Raw genomic sequence first — 18,421 nt, forward strand, 5'->3', positions numbered from 1 at the left:
CACCCGTGCCCACAGCGGCTGGCCCAGCCACCGGCACTCCTTCACCGGCGACCACAAACAAGGTAACGGGTCGTGGTCAGCGGCTCGCGAGTGCGCCTGCCGCCTCGGACTCACCCAGGCGCTCGGAGGAGGCGGCGGAGGCCGCTGCTGCGCGCGCGGCACGCCGCTGATTGCGCGGGCGGATAAGGGTGACGTACGCGGCGGTGCCCACGCCCAGCACCTGGAAGACGAGCGCGGTCCAGCCCTGCCAGGACAGCAGGGAGGTCTGCACCAGGGCGTTGCCAATGGAGCAGCCGCCGGCCCAGGCCGCGCCCACGCCCATGAGCAGCCCACCGGCGATCGAACGGCGAATGACGGTGGCGGAGGGTACGCGGACGCGGAACTCGCCCGAGGCGCGGGCGCTGAGATGGGAGCCGAGGAGGATGCCGAGCACCAGCAGCACGCCCCAGTCGAGCCGGTCGGCATCCCCGGTCACCAACCAGCCGACCAGGTTCGACGACGGCGTGGTGATTCCCAGCCCGTCGTGGCGGCCGCTGGCCCACGAGGTCGGCCAAGCGATGATCGCCACGAGTCCGACGAGCACGCCGGTCACCAGCGGGTTCCAAGCGCGTTCGAACAGCAGGTGGTTCAGACCCGTGCGCTGGGGAGCCAGCTGTAGTACGGCGGGCCGGTCCGCCGCAAGCCGGAGCTGCCAACGCACCAGAAGAGCGACTGCCGCCACCAGTGCGAGCACGCCGACCCAGTCGGGTAGCCCGAAGGCGGCGGGAATCGTGGTCAGCTGCGTGGTCCACAGGCCCTTGATCCAGTTGGTCACCGGGGCGAGCACGCCGGTCTTCGAAGCCGCCGCCGTGCCGGCATAGGCGATGAGCGCGAACCAGGACCCCACCAGGCCCTCTCCGGCGCGGTAGTAGGTGCCGGTGGCGCAGCCCCCGGCCAGCACAATGCCGACGCCGAACAGTAGAGAGCCGACCGCTGTCGCTACGACCGACAGCGTGGGCACCTCGGGGGTGATGGCGCCGGTAGCCGTAAGCAGGGTGACGCCGACGGCCTGGACGGCGATGGCCAGCAGGAAGGCGGTCATCCACCGCCAGGATCCGGAGACCCAAAGGTCTCGGAAGGCGCCGGTGATGCAGAAGCGGCCGCGTTGGAGGACGAGTCCGAGCACGCCGCCGACGAGTAGTCCGGTGAATATCAATGGAGGTCCTTTGTCCGACTGTCCGGGCCGCTGGGAGAGCGGCCTGCAATCTGTGGTCAAGGACGCAGGTGGGGCGACTGCTTCGGCGCGATGACGCCGTCGGCCACAGGCGTGGCCCACCCGCGACTGTGATGGGGGTTGGGCTTTGGCCTGGCCAGGGATGCCTACCGGCGCGTGCCGTTGCGCCGGTGGGCCGGGGGAAGAAGCAGGGTTACGTACTCGCTCGAGTGTGCTGTATTTGGGTGCTGCTGCCTCAGTGAGCCCTGGCCAGGTCGAGCATGCAGCAACACGCTCCGCGCCGGGCGCGAAGGTTGCGGGCTGCGATCTGGGAGCTCATGAGTGCTTTCTTCCGTGCAGGGGAGGGGTTGATGACCGTCACCGACTGAGGTCGGCAGCGGTGGCCGGAATCGTAGGCGCGGGCGGTGGCCTCATGCCAAGGGGATACCACTTTGTGAGACGCGGGGCCGGATCAGGCTCGGGCTGTAGGCGCGCGCCGGGCGGTGAGCAGCCGCGCGACGCCGTCGGCGGGCAGCTCGGGGGTGGTCCCGCCGAACAGCGGGCACTGGGCCTGGTAGGCGCACCAGTCGCACAGGCGGGAGCGGCGCGGGGCGAACTCGCCGGCGGCGGCACAGTCCTCCACCTCGTCCCAGATGTGGGCGAGCTTGGTCTCGGTCGCCTCCAGCTCCGGCAGGCGCGGATCGTGGGTGAGGGTGCGGCCGTCCTTGAGATAGACGATCTGCAAGCGCGCCGGAGCCCGCCCGCGCAGCCGCCAGAGCACCAGGGCGTAAAAGCGCATCTGGAACAGCGCATCCTCCTGGAAGCGCGGGCTGGGGGAGCGGCCGGTCTTGTAGTCGACTACCCGCATGGCGCCGCCCGGGGCCACGTCCAGGCGGTCGACGAAACCGCGCAGCAGCAGCCCGTCGCGCGTCTCGGTCTGCACGAACAGCTCCCGCTCGGCCGGCTCCAGACGCGTGGGGTTCTCCAGCTGGAAGTAGGCGCTGATCAGCGTCCTGGCCTCGTCCAGCCAGGGATCGATCGCGGCGGAGTCCGGGAACAGGGTCATGACCTCCGGATGCTTCTCCCGGTGCGTCTCCCACTGTCCGGGCAGCATGTCCAGGGCGGCCTCGCGGGTGCGCTCGCGGGCCGGCAGGTCGTACAGGCGCTCCAGAATCGCATGTACGAGCGTGCCCTTGTGGGTGGCCAGGGAGCCGGGCTCCGGGAGGCGGTCCACGGTGCGCAGGCGGAACAGCAGCGGGCACTGCATGAAGTCCTTCGCCCGCGACGGCGACAGCGCCGTACGCCCCGAACCGCGGCGGCGGCCGCTCCCGCCGGGGCCCGTGGGGCGCACGCCGACGGCGGGACCCGCGGCGGGCGTTTCGGCGGGTGCGGCAGCGGGGGTTGCGTCGGGGCGGTCTGGTTGCTCACTCACGGTGCGAACCTACCGCCGTCGGCCGACATCAATGTTGGCGAGCAGCCCGTGCATCCACAGGTCGACGTGACGCCCTGCTCCGGGCGGGTCCTGTGGACGGCGGCGGTGCTCCCATAGGCACCGCCGCTAGGGTCGGGGCATGACTGCATCTGCTGCCCGACGCCGTTCGGACTCCTGGACGCTGTTCACGCTCGGTGGTGCCCCCGTGGTGGTCGCCCCCACCTCGCTGCTGCTGGGCCTGCTCATCGCCGGGAGCTGGTATCCGCTGGTGTCCTCTGCACTGGCCGGATATAGCCCCGCCATCGTGGTCGGAACGGTGGCGGCCACGGTGCTGGGCGTGGGGGTGAGTGTGATGTGTCACGAGTTCGCCCATGGGGCGGTCGGTGCGCTGCTGGGGCGCAGGCCGGTGCGCTACGAGCTGTACCTGTGGGGCGGACGCACCAGCTTCGGCCCGTCGTCCCGGTGGCGCCCCTGGAAGGACGTGCTCACCTCCCTGGCCGGGCCGGCCGTGAACCTGGCCCTGTGGGCCGTCGGGCACGGCCTGCTGGATCGGGCCTCCTCCGCACCCGTTTACGTGGCGGCGTGGGCACTGACCTGGGTCAACCTCGCCCTGGGCGTCTTCAATGCCCTGCCGGGGCTGCCACTCGACGGCGGCCATGCGCTGGCCGCACTGGTCGAGCAGCTGAGCGGCCGGCGTCGAATGGGCCAGCGGGTGGCCGCCGTCGGCGGGCTTGCCGTCGTGGTCGGTATCGCCTGGCGCTGGGTGCTGGCGCCGCTGCTGGCCGGCGCACGGCCCGACTCCTTCAGCCTGATCCTGGCAGTTATGGTCGCCTGGCCCATCGCCACCACCTCCTGGCGGGTGCTCGGCCTGGGGCGGGGCACCCGCGCCGCCGCCCGGCTCGACCTGCGCGCCCTGGCCCGGCCGGTCGCCGTCGTCGGCGCCGAAACACCTCTGGTCGCTGCGCGTGAGCAGCTCGACGCCGGAGCGGGGCTGGTGCTCGTGGCCGACGGCGCGCGGATTCTGGGCACGCTGGACGGTCCCGCCCTGGCCGAGCTGGAGCGATCCGGCCTGCCCGACGCCACCGCCGTCACTGTCGGCCAGGTATGCACCGTGCTGCCGGCGGCCGCGGTCACCACCCAGATGACCGGGCAACCGGCCGCCGACGCCCTGGCGCGGGCGCGCACGGTCTCCCGGTGGCTGGTGCTGGTGGAGGGCGGGCGCGTCACCGGCACCGTCCCCACCGGCGCCCGCTGACTCGACGCGGTCGTGGCCCACTTGCCGGAGCAAACCGGAGGTCAGTGACCCCGGTGGCGGCGTTTAGCCCGAATCCGGCGTTGCTCATAGCGCTCCTGTTCACGGCGACGTCGTGCGGCGGTCGACGCCTGCGCTCGCGTGGCGGCCTGCTGTTCTCGGGCGCGTGCCAAGGCCTCCTGCGAGGCCGTCGAGGGCGCGTGTTGGGCCGCCTGCTTGGCCGCCTGGCGAGCGGCGCGTTTGGGATTGACGCGCTGCGGCCCGCCCCGGGAGGTGGATTGCACTCCGGGACCGGCAAGTGCGGCGTCGATCAGCTGTCCGCCGTGGGCCAGTAGCCACGCGTACAGCTCGGCGTCGCTGGGCAGGGCGCCGAGTATCTGGCGGGCGGCGTACACGCGGCCGCCGGAAGTGATGGTCAGGACCAGCACCCAGAACTGGCCGTCGAAGTAGACGCTGCTCTCCGCTGAGGTATTGGGCACTGTGGGCGGAACAGACGTCGGCGGTGTATGCGGCATGAGGACTCCTACGGGTGCGAAAAACGCACCCGGTGCAACTGGAGTCCTTGGCCCGCGGCCGGGCACGTGCCCGAATTTCCGCAGGACCGCGGTGACGAGCGCCTGATTGTGCTTTCCCCTCGGGGAGCGGCGCCATCCGGACTTCCTCCGGACCGTGCAATTCGTGCAACCGGGTCGGCGCCCGCGGTTGGGACGCCGAGAACAGCATAGATGGTGAGGCGAGGTGCGGGCACGAGGCGATCGGAAAACGTCAGAATCGGTGACAAACGCCAAAGATGCTCACCGGTGCACGGCGTAGCTCCGGGGTACGGTGGCGGCTGCGCCTGTCACAGTATGTCGATGGCAATCGCATCCATTAGGTCTTGGCCGGTTCTGACGTACCTGACATGCTCAGTGAATCCGGGCGGCAGATGCTCTCTTTGGCTCTCGTTGGTGATGCAGGTAGGGCAACCCGGGGGAAATATGACCCAGTCGGCCGCCCGCGCGGCTGCTACCAGCAGGTCGCAGGTGCGATCTCCTTCGAAATGGTTGAACATCATGGAGTCCTCGCTGAGATAGACATCCGCCCCACCATCGCGCGTTCTTATGAACAGGAAATGGAATTCGGGCTCGTCTCGCTCAATGAAGGGCTGAAGTACTGCCCGGGCGGCGGCACCTCCGCCCGAGCGCGAACCGCCCTCGTGGATTCCGACAGCGAAGACATCGTAAGACATAACGGGATTATATACTGATGTCTGCCAGGTCAACTGCCGCCGAGGGCTGACGGACTGCGGCGGTTCCGCCCGCGCGGTCCGCATACGCTGCCGACCGCGCCGACCGTGCCAGCGTCACATAACGCCGACGTACCCGGGGATCACTAGACTCGGGCCCGATGAGCGAGCAGACCACTCCCGCCGCGCAGCCGCGCGTAGCCACCCAGCAGGTACTGGGGCAGGCCGGGCGCCGCGGCCCCCTCCGCTACGGCGAACGCGTGCAGGTCACCGACTCCAAGGGCCGCAAGCACACCTTCGTGCTCGACCCCGGCGGCTACTTCCAGTCCCAGCGCGGCAGCTTCTACCACCGGGACGTGGTCGGCCGCGATGAGGGCACGGTGATCACCACCGAGTCCGGGCATGAGCTGCTGCTGCTGCGACCGCTGCTGGCGGACTACGTGCTGTCCATGCCGCGTGGCGCCCAGGTCATCTACACCAAGGACGCCGGCCAGATCATTGCCTTCGCGGACATTTTTCCCGGTGCCCGGGTGTTGGAGGCGGGGGTGGGCTCCGGTGCCCTGACCATGAGCCTGCTGTCCGCGATCGGGGAGGGCGGCCACCTGCTGTCCATTGAGCGGCGACATGACTTCGCGGCGATTGCCGCCTCCAACGTCGACGCCTGGTTCGGCCGCCACCACCCCGCCTGGGAGCTGCGCACCGGTGACTTCGCCGACGTGGTTGCCGCCCACGTCGCCGAGGCGAGTGTGGACCGGGTGGTGCTGGACATGCTCGCCCCTGGGAGAACGTCGACGCCGCCGCCCGCGCGCTGGTGCCCGGCGGCGTGTTCCTCGCCTATGTCGCCACGGTCCCGCAGCTGTCGCGCACCGTGGAGGCACTGCGCCAGTCCAGGCGCTTCACCGAGCCCGAGTCCTGGGAGTCGGCGGTACGCAATTGGCACGTCGACGGCCTGGCCGTGCGTCCCGACCACCGCATGGTCGCCCACACCGGCTTCCTGATCTCCGCTCGCCGCCTCGCCGCCGACTCCGCCCCACTGACCCGTAAACGCCCGCCCGCCCGCGGCGCCTACGACGACGCCGGCTACTGGACCATCGAGGACGTGGGGGAGCGCACCAGCACCGACCGCAAGGTCCGCCGCGTGCTGCGCGACTGCCGGGCCAAGCAGCCCGAGGACGCGACCCCGGTTCAGCCGGGCCTGCCCGAACCACAGGAGCCGGAACATGAGTGACTCCCAACCCCTGGGCATGCCGGCGCGCGACTTCACCAGCCACCAGCTGCGTGAGGCCCGCGCCGAGGCCATCAGCCTGTCCGCCAAGAACGAGCGCCTCGCAACGGCCCTGAACGCCGCCCGCGAACGCATCGCCGAGCTCGGCACCCAGCTCGACGCCGTCACCCGCCCGCCCGTCACGCTCGGCCTGCTCACGGGCCTGCCCGGCCCCGCCGAGGCCGACGTATCCCTGGGCGGACGTCACCTGCGGCTGGGACTTCACCCCGATCTGCAGGCGGCCGACCTGCGGGTGGGACAGCGCGTGGCCGTCAACGACCAGATGCTGGTGGTCGACGCCCTGCCCGCGCCCGACACCGGTGAGGCCGTCACCCTGGACGAGGTGCTGGCCGACGGCGACGACGCCGCGGCGGCCGATGAGCGCACCGCGGTGCCCGCGGCCCGCGCCCTGGTCACGACCGGTTCCGGCGCCACCCGCGTGGTGCGGCTGGCCGGGCACCTCGACGCCGACGCGCTGCGGCCCGGCGACACGCTCGCCGCCGACCTGCGCGCGGACCTGGTAACCGCCCGCATCGCCCGCACCAGCGTCCAGCAGCTGGTCGTCGCCGAAACCCCGGACGTGTCCTGGGACGACATCGGCGGCCTGGGCCCGCAGATTCAGCAGATCCGCGACTCCCTCGAACTGCCCTTCGCGCATCCCGAGCTGTACCGCGCCTACGGGCTGCAGGCCCCCAAGGGCATGCTCCTGTATGGTCCGCCCGGCTGCGGCAAGACCCTGATCGCCAAGGCGGTCGCCACCTCCCTGGCCCGCTCGACGGGTGCCGGCGTCCACGACGCCGCCTTCCTGAACATCAAGGGCCCGGAGCTGCTGAGCAAGTTCGTGGGCGAGACCGAACGGCAGATCCGCGCCATCTTCGACCAGGCCCGCAAGGTCGCCGCCGAGGACCGGCCCGTGGTGATCTTCTTCGATGAGATGGAGGCCCTGTTCCGCACCCGTGGCAGCGGTGTCTCCTCCGACGTGGAGACCATGATCGTGCCGCAGGTACTCACCGAGATCGACGGCGTCGAGTCGCTGAACAATGTGGTCATCATCGGCGCCTCCAACCGGGAGGACATGATCGATCCGGCGATCCTGCGGCCCGGCCGCTTCGACGTGAAGATCCGCATCGACCGCCCCGACGCCGTCGGGGCGCAGGAGATCCTCGGCAAGCACCTGCGGGCCGACCTGCCCCTGGATCCGGCGGAACTGGCTGCGGCCGGAGGCGACCGGGAGGCCGCCGCGGCGGCCATGCGCCGCGTCGTCGTCGCCGACCTGTACGCACGCATCCCCGAGCGGGCGGTGCTGGAGTTGACCTACGTCTCCGGGCGGCGCGAGACCCTGTACCTGGCCGACTTCGTCTCCGGCGCGATGCTCGCCGCCGTGGTCGCCCGCGCCAAGACCGCCGCCATCAAGGACGAGCTGGCCGGCGGGGACGGCGGCTTGTCCACCGAGCGGCTGCGCGCGGCGGTCGCCGTCGAGGCCCAGCAGAACGAGGAGATCACCGCCGCCACCGCCCCCGAGGCGGCGGCCCGCGTCGTCGGCCACCGCGGTGAGATGGTGCGCGCGGTGCGCCGCCTGACTGACACGACCGCCACAAACCGACAGGAGAACGCATGAGCGTGCCCGAGCCCAGCCAGTTCACCCCGGTACGGCGCCCCGTCGGCCTGGAGACCGAATTCGGGGTGCTTGAGCCGGGCAACCCCTACGCCAACGCGGTGGTCATGGCCAGCCGCATCGTGTCCGCCTATGGGGCGGCCGCCCGCCCCGATGCCGGCACGCGGCAGGCCGTCCGCTGGGACTACGAGGGGGAGGACCCGCTCGCCGACCTGCGCGGCGGCCGCCTGGAGCGGGCCGCCGCCCACCCCAGCCAACTGACCGACGACCCCGACCGCCCCGCGCCCTCCGGCGACGTCCCGCCGGCCCCATGGGGCACGCGCCCGCGTCCCAGCGCCGCCGAGGCCGCCCTGCCGCAGGCCACCACCGCGGTGCTCGCCAACGGCGCCCGCCTATACGTGGACCACGCCCACCCCGAGTACTCCTCCCCGGAGGTACTCACTCCCCACGACGCCCTGGTGTGGGACCGGGCCGGGGAGGTGATCGCCCGCCGCGCCATGACGGCGCTGGCCCGGGGTGCCGGAGACACGGGACTGTCGCAGGACACCCCCGCCGAGGTGGTTCTGTACAAGAACAACGTCGACGGCAAGGGCGCCGCGTACGGCTCCCACGAGAACTACCTGGTGCGCCGGGACCTGCCCTTCGACACGCTGGCCGCCGCCCTGATCCCCTTCCTGGTGACCCGACCCGTATTCGCCGGGGCCGGCCGGGTGGGCATCGGGCAGCGCAGCGAACGCCCCGGCTTCCAGATCAGCCAGCGCGCCGACTACGTGGGCACCGACATCGCCCTGCAAACCACCTTCAATCGTCCCATCGTCAACACCCGCGACGAGCCGCACGCCGACGCCGCCCGCTTCCGGCGCCTGCACGTGATCAACGGGGACGCCAACCGCTTCGACGTGCCCACCTATCTGAAGGTCGCCAGCACCGACCTGCTGCTGTGGTACCTGGAGCGCGCCCACGACCGCGGCCAGGGCCTGGGGGCGCTGGCCGACCTGCGCATCACCGCCGACCCGGTGGAGGAGCACTGGGCCATGTCCCACGACCCGACGCTCACCTACGCGCTCGCCACCGCCCGCGGCCGCCTGACCGCACTGGAGATCCAGCGCGCCCACCTGCAGGCCATCACCGCCGCCCTGGAGGAGGACTACGGCGGCATCGACGCCGAACACGTCGGCGCCGAAACCGCCCAGGCGCTAGCCCTATGGGACGAGACCCTGGAGGCGCTGGACGCCTACGCCGCCGCTCACGGCACCCCCGCCCAGCCACAGGCCACCGCTCGGGCCGCACAGCTGGTCGAATGGGTCGCCAAACTGCAGCTGTGCGAGCGCCTACGCGAGCGAGCCGACACCGGCTGGGACGACCCGCGTCTGGCCGCCGCCGACATTCAGTGGGCCGACCTGCGTGCCGGCCGCGGGCTGGCCGAGAAGCTCATTGCCGCCGGCCACACCCGCCGCCTGGTCACCGACGCCGAGGTGGAGGCCGCCGCCGACCGGCCGCCCGCCGGCACGCGCGCCGCCGTCCGTGGCACTGCGGTGGCCAACCACGCCGCCGTCGTCGCCGCCTCCTGGACCAGCCTGGTGCTGGACGTGCCCGGGCGCGCGCAGCTGCTGCGCCTGCCACTGCCCGACGCCGTGGCGGTATCGGAAGCCGAGTCGGCACGTATCCTGGGCGCCGTCCAAGACGCCGTCACCCCCGCGGAACCGGAAGAATCAGGAAGTCAGTCACGCGCATGAGCCTCAACGAGCAGATCCAACCCACTCCCGAGCCCGCCGCCCCCGACCCGGCGCCGGCCGCCGGCTCCGGCCAGACGCAGACCGCCGGTGTTGACGACATCCTCGACGAGATCGACGCCGTCCTGGAGACCAACGCCGCCGCCTTCGTCCAGGGCTTCGTACAGAAGGGCGGGCAGTGAGAGTGACGGCCTCCCCGGCCGCCCCCACCGCCCGGCGCGCCCCCGCCAGGCGGATCATCGGCGTCGAAACCGAGTACGGCATCACCTGCGCCTCCACGGCCGGCGGCCCGCCGCCGCTGGACGCCGACCATGCCGCCCGGGAGCTGTTCGCCCCCCTGATCGCCCGCGGCCGCTCCTCCAACGTGTTCACCCGCGGCGGCGCCCGCCTGTACCTGGACGTCGGCTCCCATCCCGAGTTCGCCACCGCCGAATGCGACAGCCTCACGGACCTGCTCGCCCAGGACCGGGCCGGTGAGCTGACCATGGCCGATCTGGCCGCGCAGGCGAACGCGCGCCTGGCCGCCCAGGACGTGCCCGGCCGCATCCACCTGCTCAAGAACAACCTCGACGCCGAGGGCGCCGGCTTCGGCTGCCATGAGAACTACCTGGTGCGCCGCCGCGGCGATTTCTGGAACGACGCCCGCACCCTGGTACCCCACCTGGTCACCCGGCAGATCCTGGTCGGTGCCGGCCACATCCTCACCGACCCGGCCGGGAAGCGCCCCGCCCGCTACGTCTTCTCCCAGCGCGCCGACCAGATGGAGGACGCCGTCTCCTCCGCCACCACCCGCTCCCGTCCGCTCATCAACACCCGCGACGAGCCGCATGCGGACGCCGAGAAGTACCGGCGCATGCACGTGATCGTGGGGGACTCCAACATCGCCCAGGGCTCCACCCTGCTCAAGGTCGGGGCCATGGACCTGCTCCTGGACCACCTGGAGGCCGGCGGCGACCTGTCCGACCTGCGCCTGGCCAACCCCATGCGGGCCATCCGCGACACCTGCCACGACCTGACCGGCACCGTGCTGCTCGAGCTGGCGGACGGACGCACCATCACCCCCGTCGAGCTGCAGTCCGAGCACTTGGAGCGCGTGCGCACCCACGTCGACGCCGAACTGGACCTGACCGACGCACATCGGTGCGTGCTGGAGCTGTGGGAGCGCGGCCTGGAGGCCGTGCGCACCGGCAACCCGGCGCTGGTGGCGACCGAACTGGACTGGGCCGCCAAGCAGCAGCTGCTGACCCGCTACGCGCAGCGCGCCGGCACCGGTCTGGACGATCCGCGCGTGGCCCGCCTGGCCCTGGCCTACCACGACGTCGACCCGACCGACGGACTGCGCCTGCGTCTGGAGACCGCCGGACTGCTCAAGCGCATCGTGGACGAGCCCGCCTGCCGTGCCGCCGTCGACACGCCGCCGGCCACCACCCGCGCGCACCTGCGGGGCACCGCCGTGGCCCGTGCCGAGGAGCTGCGCCGCGACCTGTCGGTGGACTGGGTCAACCTCAAGCTCGACGACGGACACACCCGCCCCGTCGCCCTGCGCGATCCCTTCGCCGCCGTGGACGCGCGGGTGGATGCGCTGCTGGCCGCCATGGACGAGCCCGAGCCGCCGCGCTCTGGCATACTCGTTACCAGCCCATGACTTCTCACGCCGACGACACCACGCCGCTGCCGGCCCTCGGGCCGGACGGCAAGCCCTTGACCCGCCGCCAGCTGCGCGAGCGGGAAAGGGAACGTGCCCGCGAGCGGGAAAGGGAACGTGCCCGCGAGCGTGAGGGCAATGCGCCCGCCGTGCCCGCTCCACCTCCGCCGCCGGAGCCCGAGCCGGAGCCCGAGGAGCCGCCGGCCATCACCGGTGCTCAGCGCGCCATCGGTGCCGCCCTGGGCCGCCCCCGTCCCCGTGGACACGCCGCCGTCGTGCTGGCGGCCATCGTCGTGGCCGCCATCGTGCTGGTGCCCGTCGTCGTCTCCCGCCTCGGCCACGGCGACACCCCGACAATCGTCGCCACCGGGCAGCCGACCGCCGCCGACGCACCCATCGAGGCGGTGCTGGAGGTCGCCGGCCGGGTCGGCGCCGTCCCCGTCGTCTCCCTGCTCGCCCCCCTGGCCCCCGCCACCGCCGTCACCACCGACACGCTGATCACCGGGGACGGCCGCATCCTCGCCACCGGCGACGCCGTGCTGCTGTCCGTCTCCACCTTCTCCGGGACCAGCGGTGAAAACACCACCGGCACCTCCACCGGCGTGCGCATCTACCGCGGCACCGTCGACGCCGCCTCTCTCGGCGACGTCCTGGCCGATACGGTCACCGGCGCCACCGAGGGCTCCCGCCTGGTGCTGCGCGCCCCCGTCTCCGCGGACGACGGCGCCGTGGCCACCGAGATCACCGTCGTCGACGTGCTGCCCACCACCGCGTCCGGCGAGGAGCGAGCCCCCGCCGCGGGCATGCCCACCGTCGCCTTCGCCGACGACGGCACCGTCTCCCTGTCCGTGCAGGACCTGGACGCCCCCACTCGTGCCGCCGCGAGTGTGCTGGTGGCCGGCACCGGGCAGCAGATCAACTCCGGCGACGTCATCATCGCCCGCTACGCCTTCGCCAACTGGTCCGACAACAGCCTGCGCACCTCCAGCTACGGCGCCACCACCGTCCCCGGCATCATCGACATGTCCGACACCATGTCCGGCCTTGCTCAACAGCTGGTGGATGCCACCGTTGGCAGTCGCATCGTGCTGGTGCTGCCGGCGGACCAGGCCGCCGGCGACGACGCCCTGGCCGTGGTCATCGACATCCTCGCCGTCGTAGCCGACGGCACTCTCACCGACGCCACCGCCGTCCCCAGCCCGCAGGCCACGCCCACCACCGACGGCGTGGTACGCGTAACCCCGAGTTCCGGCGCGGCACAACCCGCCGCGGCCGCACCCGCCGGCGCGGCCGCCGGCAAGGAGGAGCAGTAGACATGAGTGTTGCCGTACGTGTGATCCCGTGCCTGGACGTCAAGGACGGCCGCGTGGTCAAGGGCGTGAACTTCACCGGCCTGCGTGACGCCGGCGACCCGGTGGAGCTCGCCGCCCGCTACGACGCCCAGGGTGCCGACGAGATCACCTTCCTGGACGTGTCGGCCTCAGCCGAGGGGCGCGCCACCATGTTGCAGGTCGTGGCCGACACCGCCGAGCAGGTGTTCGTGCCGCTGACCGTCGGCGGCGGCGTGCGCAGCGTGGACGACGTCGACCGGCTGCTGCGGGCCGGCGCCGACAAGGTCGGCATCAATACCGCCGCCATCGCCCGTCCCGAGCTGCTGACGGAGGTCGCCTCCCGCTTCGGCAACCAGGTGGTGGTCCTGTCGGTGGACGCCCGCCGTTGCCCGCCCGGCGTGAGCACCCCCTCCGGCTACGAGGTCACCACTCACGGCGGCACTCGCTCCACCGGCATCGACGCGGTGCAGTGGGCGGCCCGCGCGGCCGAGCTCGGTGCCGGCGAGATCCTGCTGAACTCCATGGATGCCGACGGCGTCACCGGCGGCTTCGACCTGGAGATGCTCGATGACGTGCGCCGGGCGGTGCGGATTCCGCTGATCGCCTCCGGAGGTGCCGGGCGGCCCGAGGACTTCGCGGCCGCCGCCGACCACGGTGCGGACGCCGTGCTGGCCGCCAGCGTCTTCCACTACGGCACCATGACCATCGGGCAGGCCAAGGAGGCGCTGCGCGCCGCCGGCCACCCCGTGCGTTGAGCGGCGGCACCGGAGCCCGCCGGAGGGGTGCCACAATGGCACCCGTGACCGAGTCCCACGCCGTGGCCAATGAGCCCTCCCCGCTGCCGTCCGAACTGGCCGCACGCCTGAAGCGAGACGCGAACGGCCTGGTGGCCGCCGTCGTCCAGCAGTACGACACCCGCGAGGTGCTCATGGTGGGCTGGATGAACGATGAGGCCCTGCGCCGCACCCTGAGTGAGGGGCGCGTGACCTACTGGTCGCGCTCCCGCCAGGAGTACTGGCGTAAGGGCGATACCTCCGGCCATTACCAGTACGTCAAGGCCGTCTCCCTGGACTGCGACGGCGACGCCCTGCTGGTTGAAGTCGACCAGGTGGGGGCCGCCTGCCACACCGGCACGCGCACCTGCTTCCAGGCCGGCGGGGACCTGGGCGCGGTGGTGGGGGAGCGTCCCTCCAGCCGGGACGGATTTGCCTGTACGGCCCCGTCCGGTAACCATGAGGGTTGAGAAACGTAAGGGGGTGACCGACGGTGAACACCTTCGAGGAGCTCGCCGCCACGGCCCGCGCCTGCGTGGCGCAGCGCGAACGACGCGTCCCGCTGGCGCAGCTCAAGGAGGCCGTGCGCGCCGCCCCCGCCTGCCGCGACGCCGTCGCCGCCCTGCACGGTGAGGGCCGGGCCGTCTCGGTGATAGCCGAGGTCAAGCGCGCCACTGCCACCTTCGCGGACCTGTCCGGCGTCGGGGATGTGGCCATTCTGGCCGGCTTCTACGCCGCCGGCGGGGCCGCCTGCGTTTCCGTGGTCACCGAGCCCGCCCGCTCCCACGGTCGGCTGGCCGACCTGGATGCCGTGCGCGCCGCCGTGGACGTGCCCGTGCTGGTCAACGACGTCGTGGTCACCCCCTACCAGGTGCATGAGGCCCGCGCCCACGGCGCCGACCTGCTCATGCTCGACGCCCGCCTGCAGCCCCTGATCCTTGAGTCCCTGATCGAGCGCACCCACTCCCTGGGCATGGTGGCCGTTGTCGAGGCTCACTCGCGGGCCGAGGCCATCACCGCCGCACAGTCCGGCGCCCGCCTCATCGCCGTCGACGCCCGCGACCCGGAGACCCGCAAGGTGGACCGCTCCCGCTTCGAGCGAGTTGCCGAGGTGCTGCCCGCGGGCATTACTCGGATCGCCACCGGCGGCGTGCGCGGCCCCCACGACGTCATGAGCTATGCGCGCGCCGGCGCCGACGTCGTACTGGTCGGCGAGGCCGTCATCCGCTCCGCCGACCCCCAACAGTTCGTGGCCGAGCTGGTTGCCGCCGGCAGCCACCCGGCATTGTTTCCCGCCACCCACCGAGAGGCGCCGTAAGTGCCCGTAGCCCTGCTCAGCCCCGCCGCCATGCTCGCGGCCGCCATCCCCAGCCCCGCCCGCGGGGTGTGGTATCTCGGACCGTTCCCCCTGCGCGCCTACGCCCTGTGCATCCTCGCCGGCGTGTTCGTTTCCGTGTGGTGGGGCGACCGCCGCTACCGCGCCGTCGGCGGGGCAGCCGACCAGGTGCTGGACGTCGCCCTGCTGGCGGTTCCGGCCGGCATCGTCGGCGCCCGCCTGTACCACGTGGTCACCTCCCCGGACGCCTACTTCGGCGCGTACGGCAACCCGGCGCTGATCCCGCAGATCTGGCGCGGCGGCCTGGGCGTGTGGGGCGGCATCTTCTTCGGCGCGCTGGCCGCCGCCTGGATGGTGCACCGCCGGGGGCTGCGGTGGGCGCCGTTCGCCGACGCCGTCGCCCCCACACTGCTGGTGGCCCAGGCCATCGGCCGGCTGGGCAACTGGTTCAACCAGGAGCTGTTCGGCTCCCCGACCACCCTGCCGTGGGGGCTGCGCATCGACGACGCGCATCTGCCGGCGGGCTATGCCTCCGACACCCTGTTCCACCCCACCTTCCTGTACGAGGCGCTGTGGAACCTGGCCGGCGCCGTCTTCCTGGTTTGGTTGGAGCGGAGGCTGCGGCAGCGTGACGGCGCCGTGGGCGGGCGGCTGCTGTGGGCCTACGTGATGGTGTACACGGCCGGCCGCGTGTGGATCGAGTGCCTGCGCATCGACGAGGCGCAGCTGATCGCCGGCCTGCGGTTGAACGTGTGGACCTCCATCCTGATCTTCCTGGTGGGACTGGTCTGCTTCATCGTGACTTCGCGTCGACCGCTCAGCGACGAAGTGTCTCGCGTGGGAGGTTCGTCGTAGGAGCGAGAGTCATTTAGGCTTGCCCCATGCGCAGAGCGAAGATCGTATGCACCCTGGGGCCCGCCACCGACTCACCCGAGCAGGTGCAGGCGCTCGTCGACGCCGGCATGAACGTATGCCGCATCAACCGTTCCCACGGCCGTGCCGAGGACCAGGAGGAGGTCATCGCCCGCGTGCGCGCGGCCGCCGAGGCCTCGGGACGCGCCGTCGCGATCCTGGTGGACCTGCAGGGCCCGAAGATCCGCCTGGGCAACTTCGTGGACGACCAGAAGGTCATGCTCAACAAGGGCGACGAGTTCACCATCACCACCGACGACGTCCTGGGCACCGTCAAGCGCGTCTCCACCACCTTCAAGGGCCTGCCCGGTGACTGCCGCCCTGGCGACCGGCTGCTGATCGACGACGGCAACGTGGCCGTCCGCGTCACCGCCGTCACCGACACCGACGTCGTCACCCGCGTGGAGGTGCCCGGGTACGTGTCCAACCACAAGGGCATCAACCTGCCGGGTGTGGCCGTGTCCGTGCCCGCTCTGAGTGAGAAGGACCGCGAGGACCTGCGCTGGGCGCTCAAGATCGGCGCCGACCTGATCGCCCTGTCCTTCGTGCGCAACGCCGAGGACATCAAGGACGTCCACGAGATCATGGACGAGGTCGGCGTGCGCATACCGGTGATCGCCAAGATCGAGAAGCCGCAGGCGGTGGAGAACCTGATGGACATTGTCTCCGCCTTCGACGGCATCATGGTGGCCCGTGGTGACCTCGGTGTGGAGATGCCCCTGGAGGCTGTGCCGCTGGTACAGAAGCGCGCCATCGAGCTGGCCCGGCGCGCCGCGAAGCCGGTGATCGTGGCCACCCAGGTGCTGGAGTCGATGATCCAGAACCCGCGCCCCACCCGCGCCGAGGCCTCCGACTGCGCCAACGCGATTCTCGACGGCGCCGACGCCGTCATGCTCTCCGGGGAGACCTCCGTGGGCGCCTACCCGATCGAGGCCGTGCGCACCATGGCCAACATCATCGAGAACGTGGAGGAGAACGGCGGCGAGCGCATCGCCCCGCTGGGCTCCTACCCGCAGACCCGCGGCGGCGCCATCACCCGGGCGGCCGCCGAGATGGGCGAGCAGTTGGACGCCACCTACCTGGTGACCTTCACCCAGTCCGGTGACACCGCCCGCCGCCTGTCCCGCCTGCGTTCAACCATCCCGCTGCTGGCCTTCACGCCACTGCGCTCCACCCGCAACCAGCTGTCGGTCTCCTGGGGCGTGCAGACCTACGAGGTGCCCGAGGTAAAGCACACCGACGACATGGTCGATCAGGTGGATGAGGTGCTGCAGGCCAAGCACCTGGCCAAGCCGGGCGACGAGGTGATCATCGTCGCCGGCATGCCGCCGGGCACGCCCGGCTCCACCAACTCCATCCGCGTCCACACGGTGGGCGAGCGCAGCGACTACCGGGTGTGAACGCCGGACCCGGTGCGGTTACGCTGCGCGGATGGACCGGGCATCGGCCCACCGCAGCACGCAGTAGAGCAGTTGCGTGGCGCCGGGCATGAAGCCCGCCCCGTGGTGATAGCAGGGGTCCATGGTTGTAATCAGGATCGCGCCCGGTGTACTGGACTCGTCCAAGAAGGTGGTCACGCCCGCCTCAAGGCCGTCCTCCTCCAGTGCCACCAGCGGCACCGCGCCGTCGGGCAATCGGAAGATGCCGTGGTGGTGCCAGATCACGGCGCGCTTGGACAGGTACTCCCAGATGGGGTGTTCCAAGCTGCGACGCCGCATGCCGGAGTCCTCCCCGGTGCGCCACCACCAGAAGTTGGTGGCTCGGGGTTGCCATCGCAGGTCCGGCAGCCATTCGTGAACGGAATTCTCCCCGAAGACGATCAGCGTACCGCCGCGTTCAGCGACGTCCCGCATGGCGGCGGCGTGCCGCATAAGCATCCGGGGGTGGGAGCGGTCCGCGACGAGCAGGACGTCGAGATCGGCGAAGTCGGCGGCCGACGCGTCGGGCAGGTACAGGTCCGCCGGCCGGTAGGGGCGCAGCGCCGGGTCGGCAAGGGTCTTGAGCTGTGATCCGGTTCCGGTGTGGGCGAAACCGATGGTGGGTGTGGGGTTCATACTGCACCTCCGAGCCAGTTGCGGATGTTGTCGGTGAATCGAGTCAGCGTGGTTCCCGGGGTACGGGCGAAGATGGCCAGGTCCAGGCCGGCGTGCACGACTACGCGACCTTCGCCGACCGGCATCTCCACGTCGATCGGCGCGCGCAGCGGCCCCAGGCCGTTAATGATTGTCACATCCTCAGGCAGGTCCAGCAGGTATCCCCGACCGTAGAAGCCGGCCACGCCGAACTGTTCCAGGGAATCACGGGTGCGGGGAATATGCGGCCCGGAGCGGTACAGCAGCTCATCGACGTCGATGCCGTCCCACACCGGATGCGAGGCCAGGCGGGTGATACCCAGGTCGCGTGGGCCGTGATATTCCAACAGCCGCCATCTGGGCAGGCCGGTCACCCACGGGTCGACGACGTGGCCGTTGACCAGCATGCGGCCGCCGGCGTGCAGGAACGCATCGAACTGTTCGCGCCAGCGGGCGAGGTGACGCTGGTCGCACATGCCGGAGACGAGAATGCCGGGCGTATGCGCCAGTGCTGCGGCATCCAGGTCGTAGGGATCGAGGGGGCGAAATCCGTCCGGCACGGCGGCGGCCCCCATGGTGGGGGAGTGTCCTTCGGGCGCGGGCACGAGCCAAAGCGGTTCGTCATGTGCCATGAGTGTT

General features: G+C 71.5%; 17 protein-coding genes and 1 pseudogene. 12 read left to right on the forward strand and 6 right to left on the reverse strand.

Annotation, left to right across the window (positions count from 1 at the left end):
- Window positions 1-76: 76 nt before the first annotated feature.
- Together C3B71_RS06830 and C3B71_RS06835 are read right to left on the reverse strand one after the other, a co-directional pair.
- Complete coding sequence (locus C3B71_RS06830; protein WP_108966954.1) at window positions 77-1,195, reverse strand: YeeE/YedE family protein; 1,119 nt, start codon at window positions 1,193-1,195, stop codon at window positions 77-79.
- A 469-nt stretch (window positions 1,196-1,664) separates the two neighbouring features.
- The gene (locus tag C3B71_RS06835; protein WP_073332747.1) at window positions 1,665-2,486 is read right to left on the reverse strand and encodes a RecB family exonuclease; all 822 of its coding nucleotides are present in this window, start codon (window positions 2,484-2,486) and stop codon (window positions 1,665-1,667) included.
- Window positions 2,487-2,763: 277 nt separating this feature from the next.
- On the opposite strand from C3B71_RS06835, the gene C3B71_RS06840 reads away from it, so the two are divergent.
- Window positions 2,764-3,879 (forward strand): site-2 protease family protein, encoded by a 1,116-nt coding sequence (locus C3B71_RS06840; protein ID WP_108966956.1) that lies wholly within the window; start codon window positions 2,764-2,766, stop codon window positions 3,877-3,879.
- A gap of 41 nt (window positions 3,880-3,920) precedes the next feature.
- On the opposite strand, the gene C3B71_RS06845 is transcribed toward C3B71_RS06840, so the two are convergent.
- On the reverse strand, window positions 3,921-4,391 hold the full coding sequence (locus tag C3B71_RS06845) for a YjdF family protein (protein WP_108966959.1): 471 nt from the start codon (window positions 4,389-4,391) through the stop codon (window positions 3,921-3,923).
- A gap of 326 nt (window positions 4,392-4,717) precedes the next feature.
- A complete protein-coding gene (locus tag C3B71_RS06850; RefSeq protein WP_108966962.1) occupies window positions 4,718-5,104 on the reverse strand; it encodes a hypothetical protein in 387 nt (128 codons plus the stop codon).
- Between the two features lie 158 nt (window positions 5,105-5,262).
- Here C3B71_RS06850 and C3B71_RS06855 point away from each other — a divergent pair.
- The 11 genes and pseudogenes from C3B71_RS06855 to pyk all read left to right on the forward strand — a co-directional run bounded on the left by C3B71_RS06855 (window position 5,263) and on the right by pyk (window position 17,110).
- Window positions 5,263-6,329, forward strand: a pseudogene (locus C3B71_RS06855) (tRNA (adenine-N1)-methyltransferase).
- Window positions 6,322-7,983 carry a proteasome ATPase gene (gene arc, locus C3B71_RS06860; protein WP_108966964.1) on the forward strand — a complete coding sequence of 554 codons (1,662 nt, stop codon included), beginning with the start codon at window positions 6,322-6,324 and terminating at the stop codon, window positions 7,981-7,983. The pseudogene C3B71_RS06855 and the gene arc overlap by 8 nt, the downstream one beginning before the upstream one ends.
- Window positions 7,980-9,716, forward strand: a complete 1,737-nt coding sequence (gene dop, locus C3B71_RS06865; protein WP_108966967.1) for a depupylase/deamidase Dop — start codon at window positions 7,980-7,982, stop codon at window positions 9,714-9,716. Before arc ends, dop begins: the two co-directional genes overlap by 4 nt.
- The gene (locus C3B71_RS06870; RefSeq protein WP_108966969.1) at window positions 9,713-9,895 is read left to right on the forward strand and encodes a ubiquitin-like protein Pup; all 183 of its coding nucleotides are present in this window, start codon (window positions 9,713-9,715) and stop codon (window positions 9,893-9,895) included. Before dop ends, C3B71_RS06870 begins: the two co-directional genes overlap by 4 nt.
- On the forward strand, window positions 9,892-11,358 hold the full coding sequence (pafA, locus tag C3B71_RS06875; RefSeq protein ID WP_234416162.1) for a Pup--protein ligase: 1,467 nt from the start codon (window positions 9,892-9,894) through the stop codon (window positions 11,356-11,358). The genes C3B71_RS06870 and pafA overlap by 4 nt, the downstream gene beginning before the upstream one ends.
- Window positions 11,355-12,671 carry a hypothetical protein gene (locus C3B71_RS06880; protein WP_108966974.1) on the forward strand — a complete coding sequence of 439 codons (1,317 nt, stop codon included), beginning with the start codon at window positions 11,355-11,357 and terminating at the stop codon, window positions 12,669-12,671. Before pafA ends, C3B71_RS06880 begins: the two co-directional genes overlap by 4 nt.
- A 2-nt stretch (window positions 12,672-12,673) precedes the next feature.
- Window positions 12,674-13,444 (forward strand): imidazole glycerol phosphate synthase subunit HisF, encoded by a 771-nt coding sequence (gene hisF / locus C3B71_RS06885; protein WP_073332486.1) that lies wholly within the window; start codon window positions 12,674-12,676, stop codon window positions 13,442-13,444.
- Between the two features lie 44 nt (window positions 13,445-13,488).
- Window positions 13,489-13,932, forward strand: a complete 444-nt coding sequence (hisI, locus tag C3B71_RS06890; RefSeq protein WP_234416164.1) for a phosphoribosyl-AMP cyclohydrolase — start codon at window positions 13,489-13,491, stop codon at window positions 13,930-13,932.
- Window positions 13,933-13,955: 23 nt separating this feature from the next.
- Complete coding sequence (locus C3B71_RS06895) at window positions 13,956-14,780, forward strand: indole-3-glycerol phosphate synthase TrpC (protein ID WP_073332480.1); 825 nt, start codon at window positions 13,956-13,958, stop codon at window positions 14,778-14,780.
- A 30-nt stretch (window positions 14,781-14,810) separates the two neighbouring features.
- Window positions 14,811-15,653, forward strand: a complete 843-nt coding sequence (gene lgt, locus C3B71_RS06900) for a prolipoprotein diacylglyceryl transferase (protein ID WP_108969654.1) — start codon at window positions 14,811-14,813, stop codon at window positions 15,651-15,653.
- Window positions 15,654-15,679: 26 nt separating this feature from the next.
- Window positions 15,680-17,110 carry a pyruvate kinase gene (pyk, locus tag C3B71_RS06905; protein WP_108966976.1) on the forward strand — a complete coding sequence of 477 codons (1,431 nt, stop codon included), beginning with the start codon at window positions 15,680-15,682 and terminating at the stop codon, window positions 17,108-17,110.
- Window positions 17,111-17,128: 18 nt separating this feature from the next.
- On the opposite strand, the gene C3B71_RS06910 is transcribed toward pyk, so the two are convergent.
- Together C3B71_RS06910 and C3B71_RS06915 are read right to left on the reverse strand one after the other, a co-directional pair.
- On the reverse strand, window positions 17,129-17,764 hold the full coding sequence (locus tag C3B71_RS06910; protein ID WP_073332475.1) for a hypothetical protein: 636 nt from the start codon (window positions 17,762-17,764) through the stop codon (window positions 17,129-17,131).
- Window positions 17,761-18,414, reverse strand: a complete 654-nt coding sequence (locus C3B71_RS06915) for a hypothetical protein (RefSeq protein ID WP_108966979.1) — start codon at window positions 18,412-18,414, stop codon at window positions 17,761-17,763. The genes C3B71_RS06910 and C3B71_RS06915 overlap by 4 nt, the downstream gene beginning before the upstream one ends.
- Between the last annotated feature and the right edge of the window lie 7 nt (window positions 18,415-18,421).

Origin of the sequence: Actinomyces sp. Z16 (assembly GCF_003111765.1) — a bacterium.
GTDB classification, from domain to species: domain Bacteria; phylum Actinomycetota; class Actinomycetes; order Actinomycetales; family Actinomycetaceae; genus Actinomyces; species Actinomyces glycerinitolerans.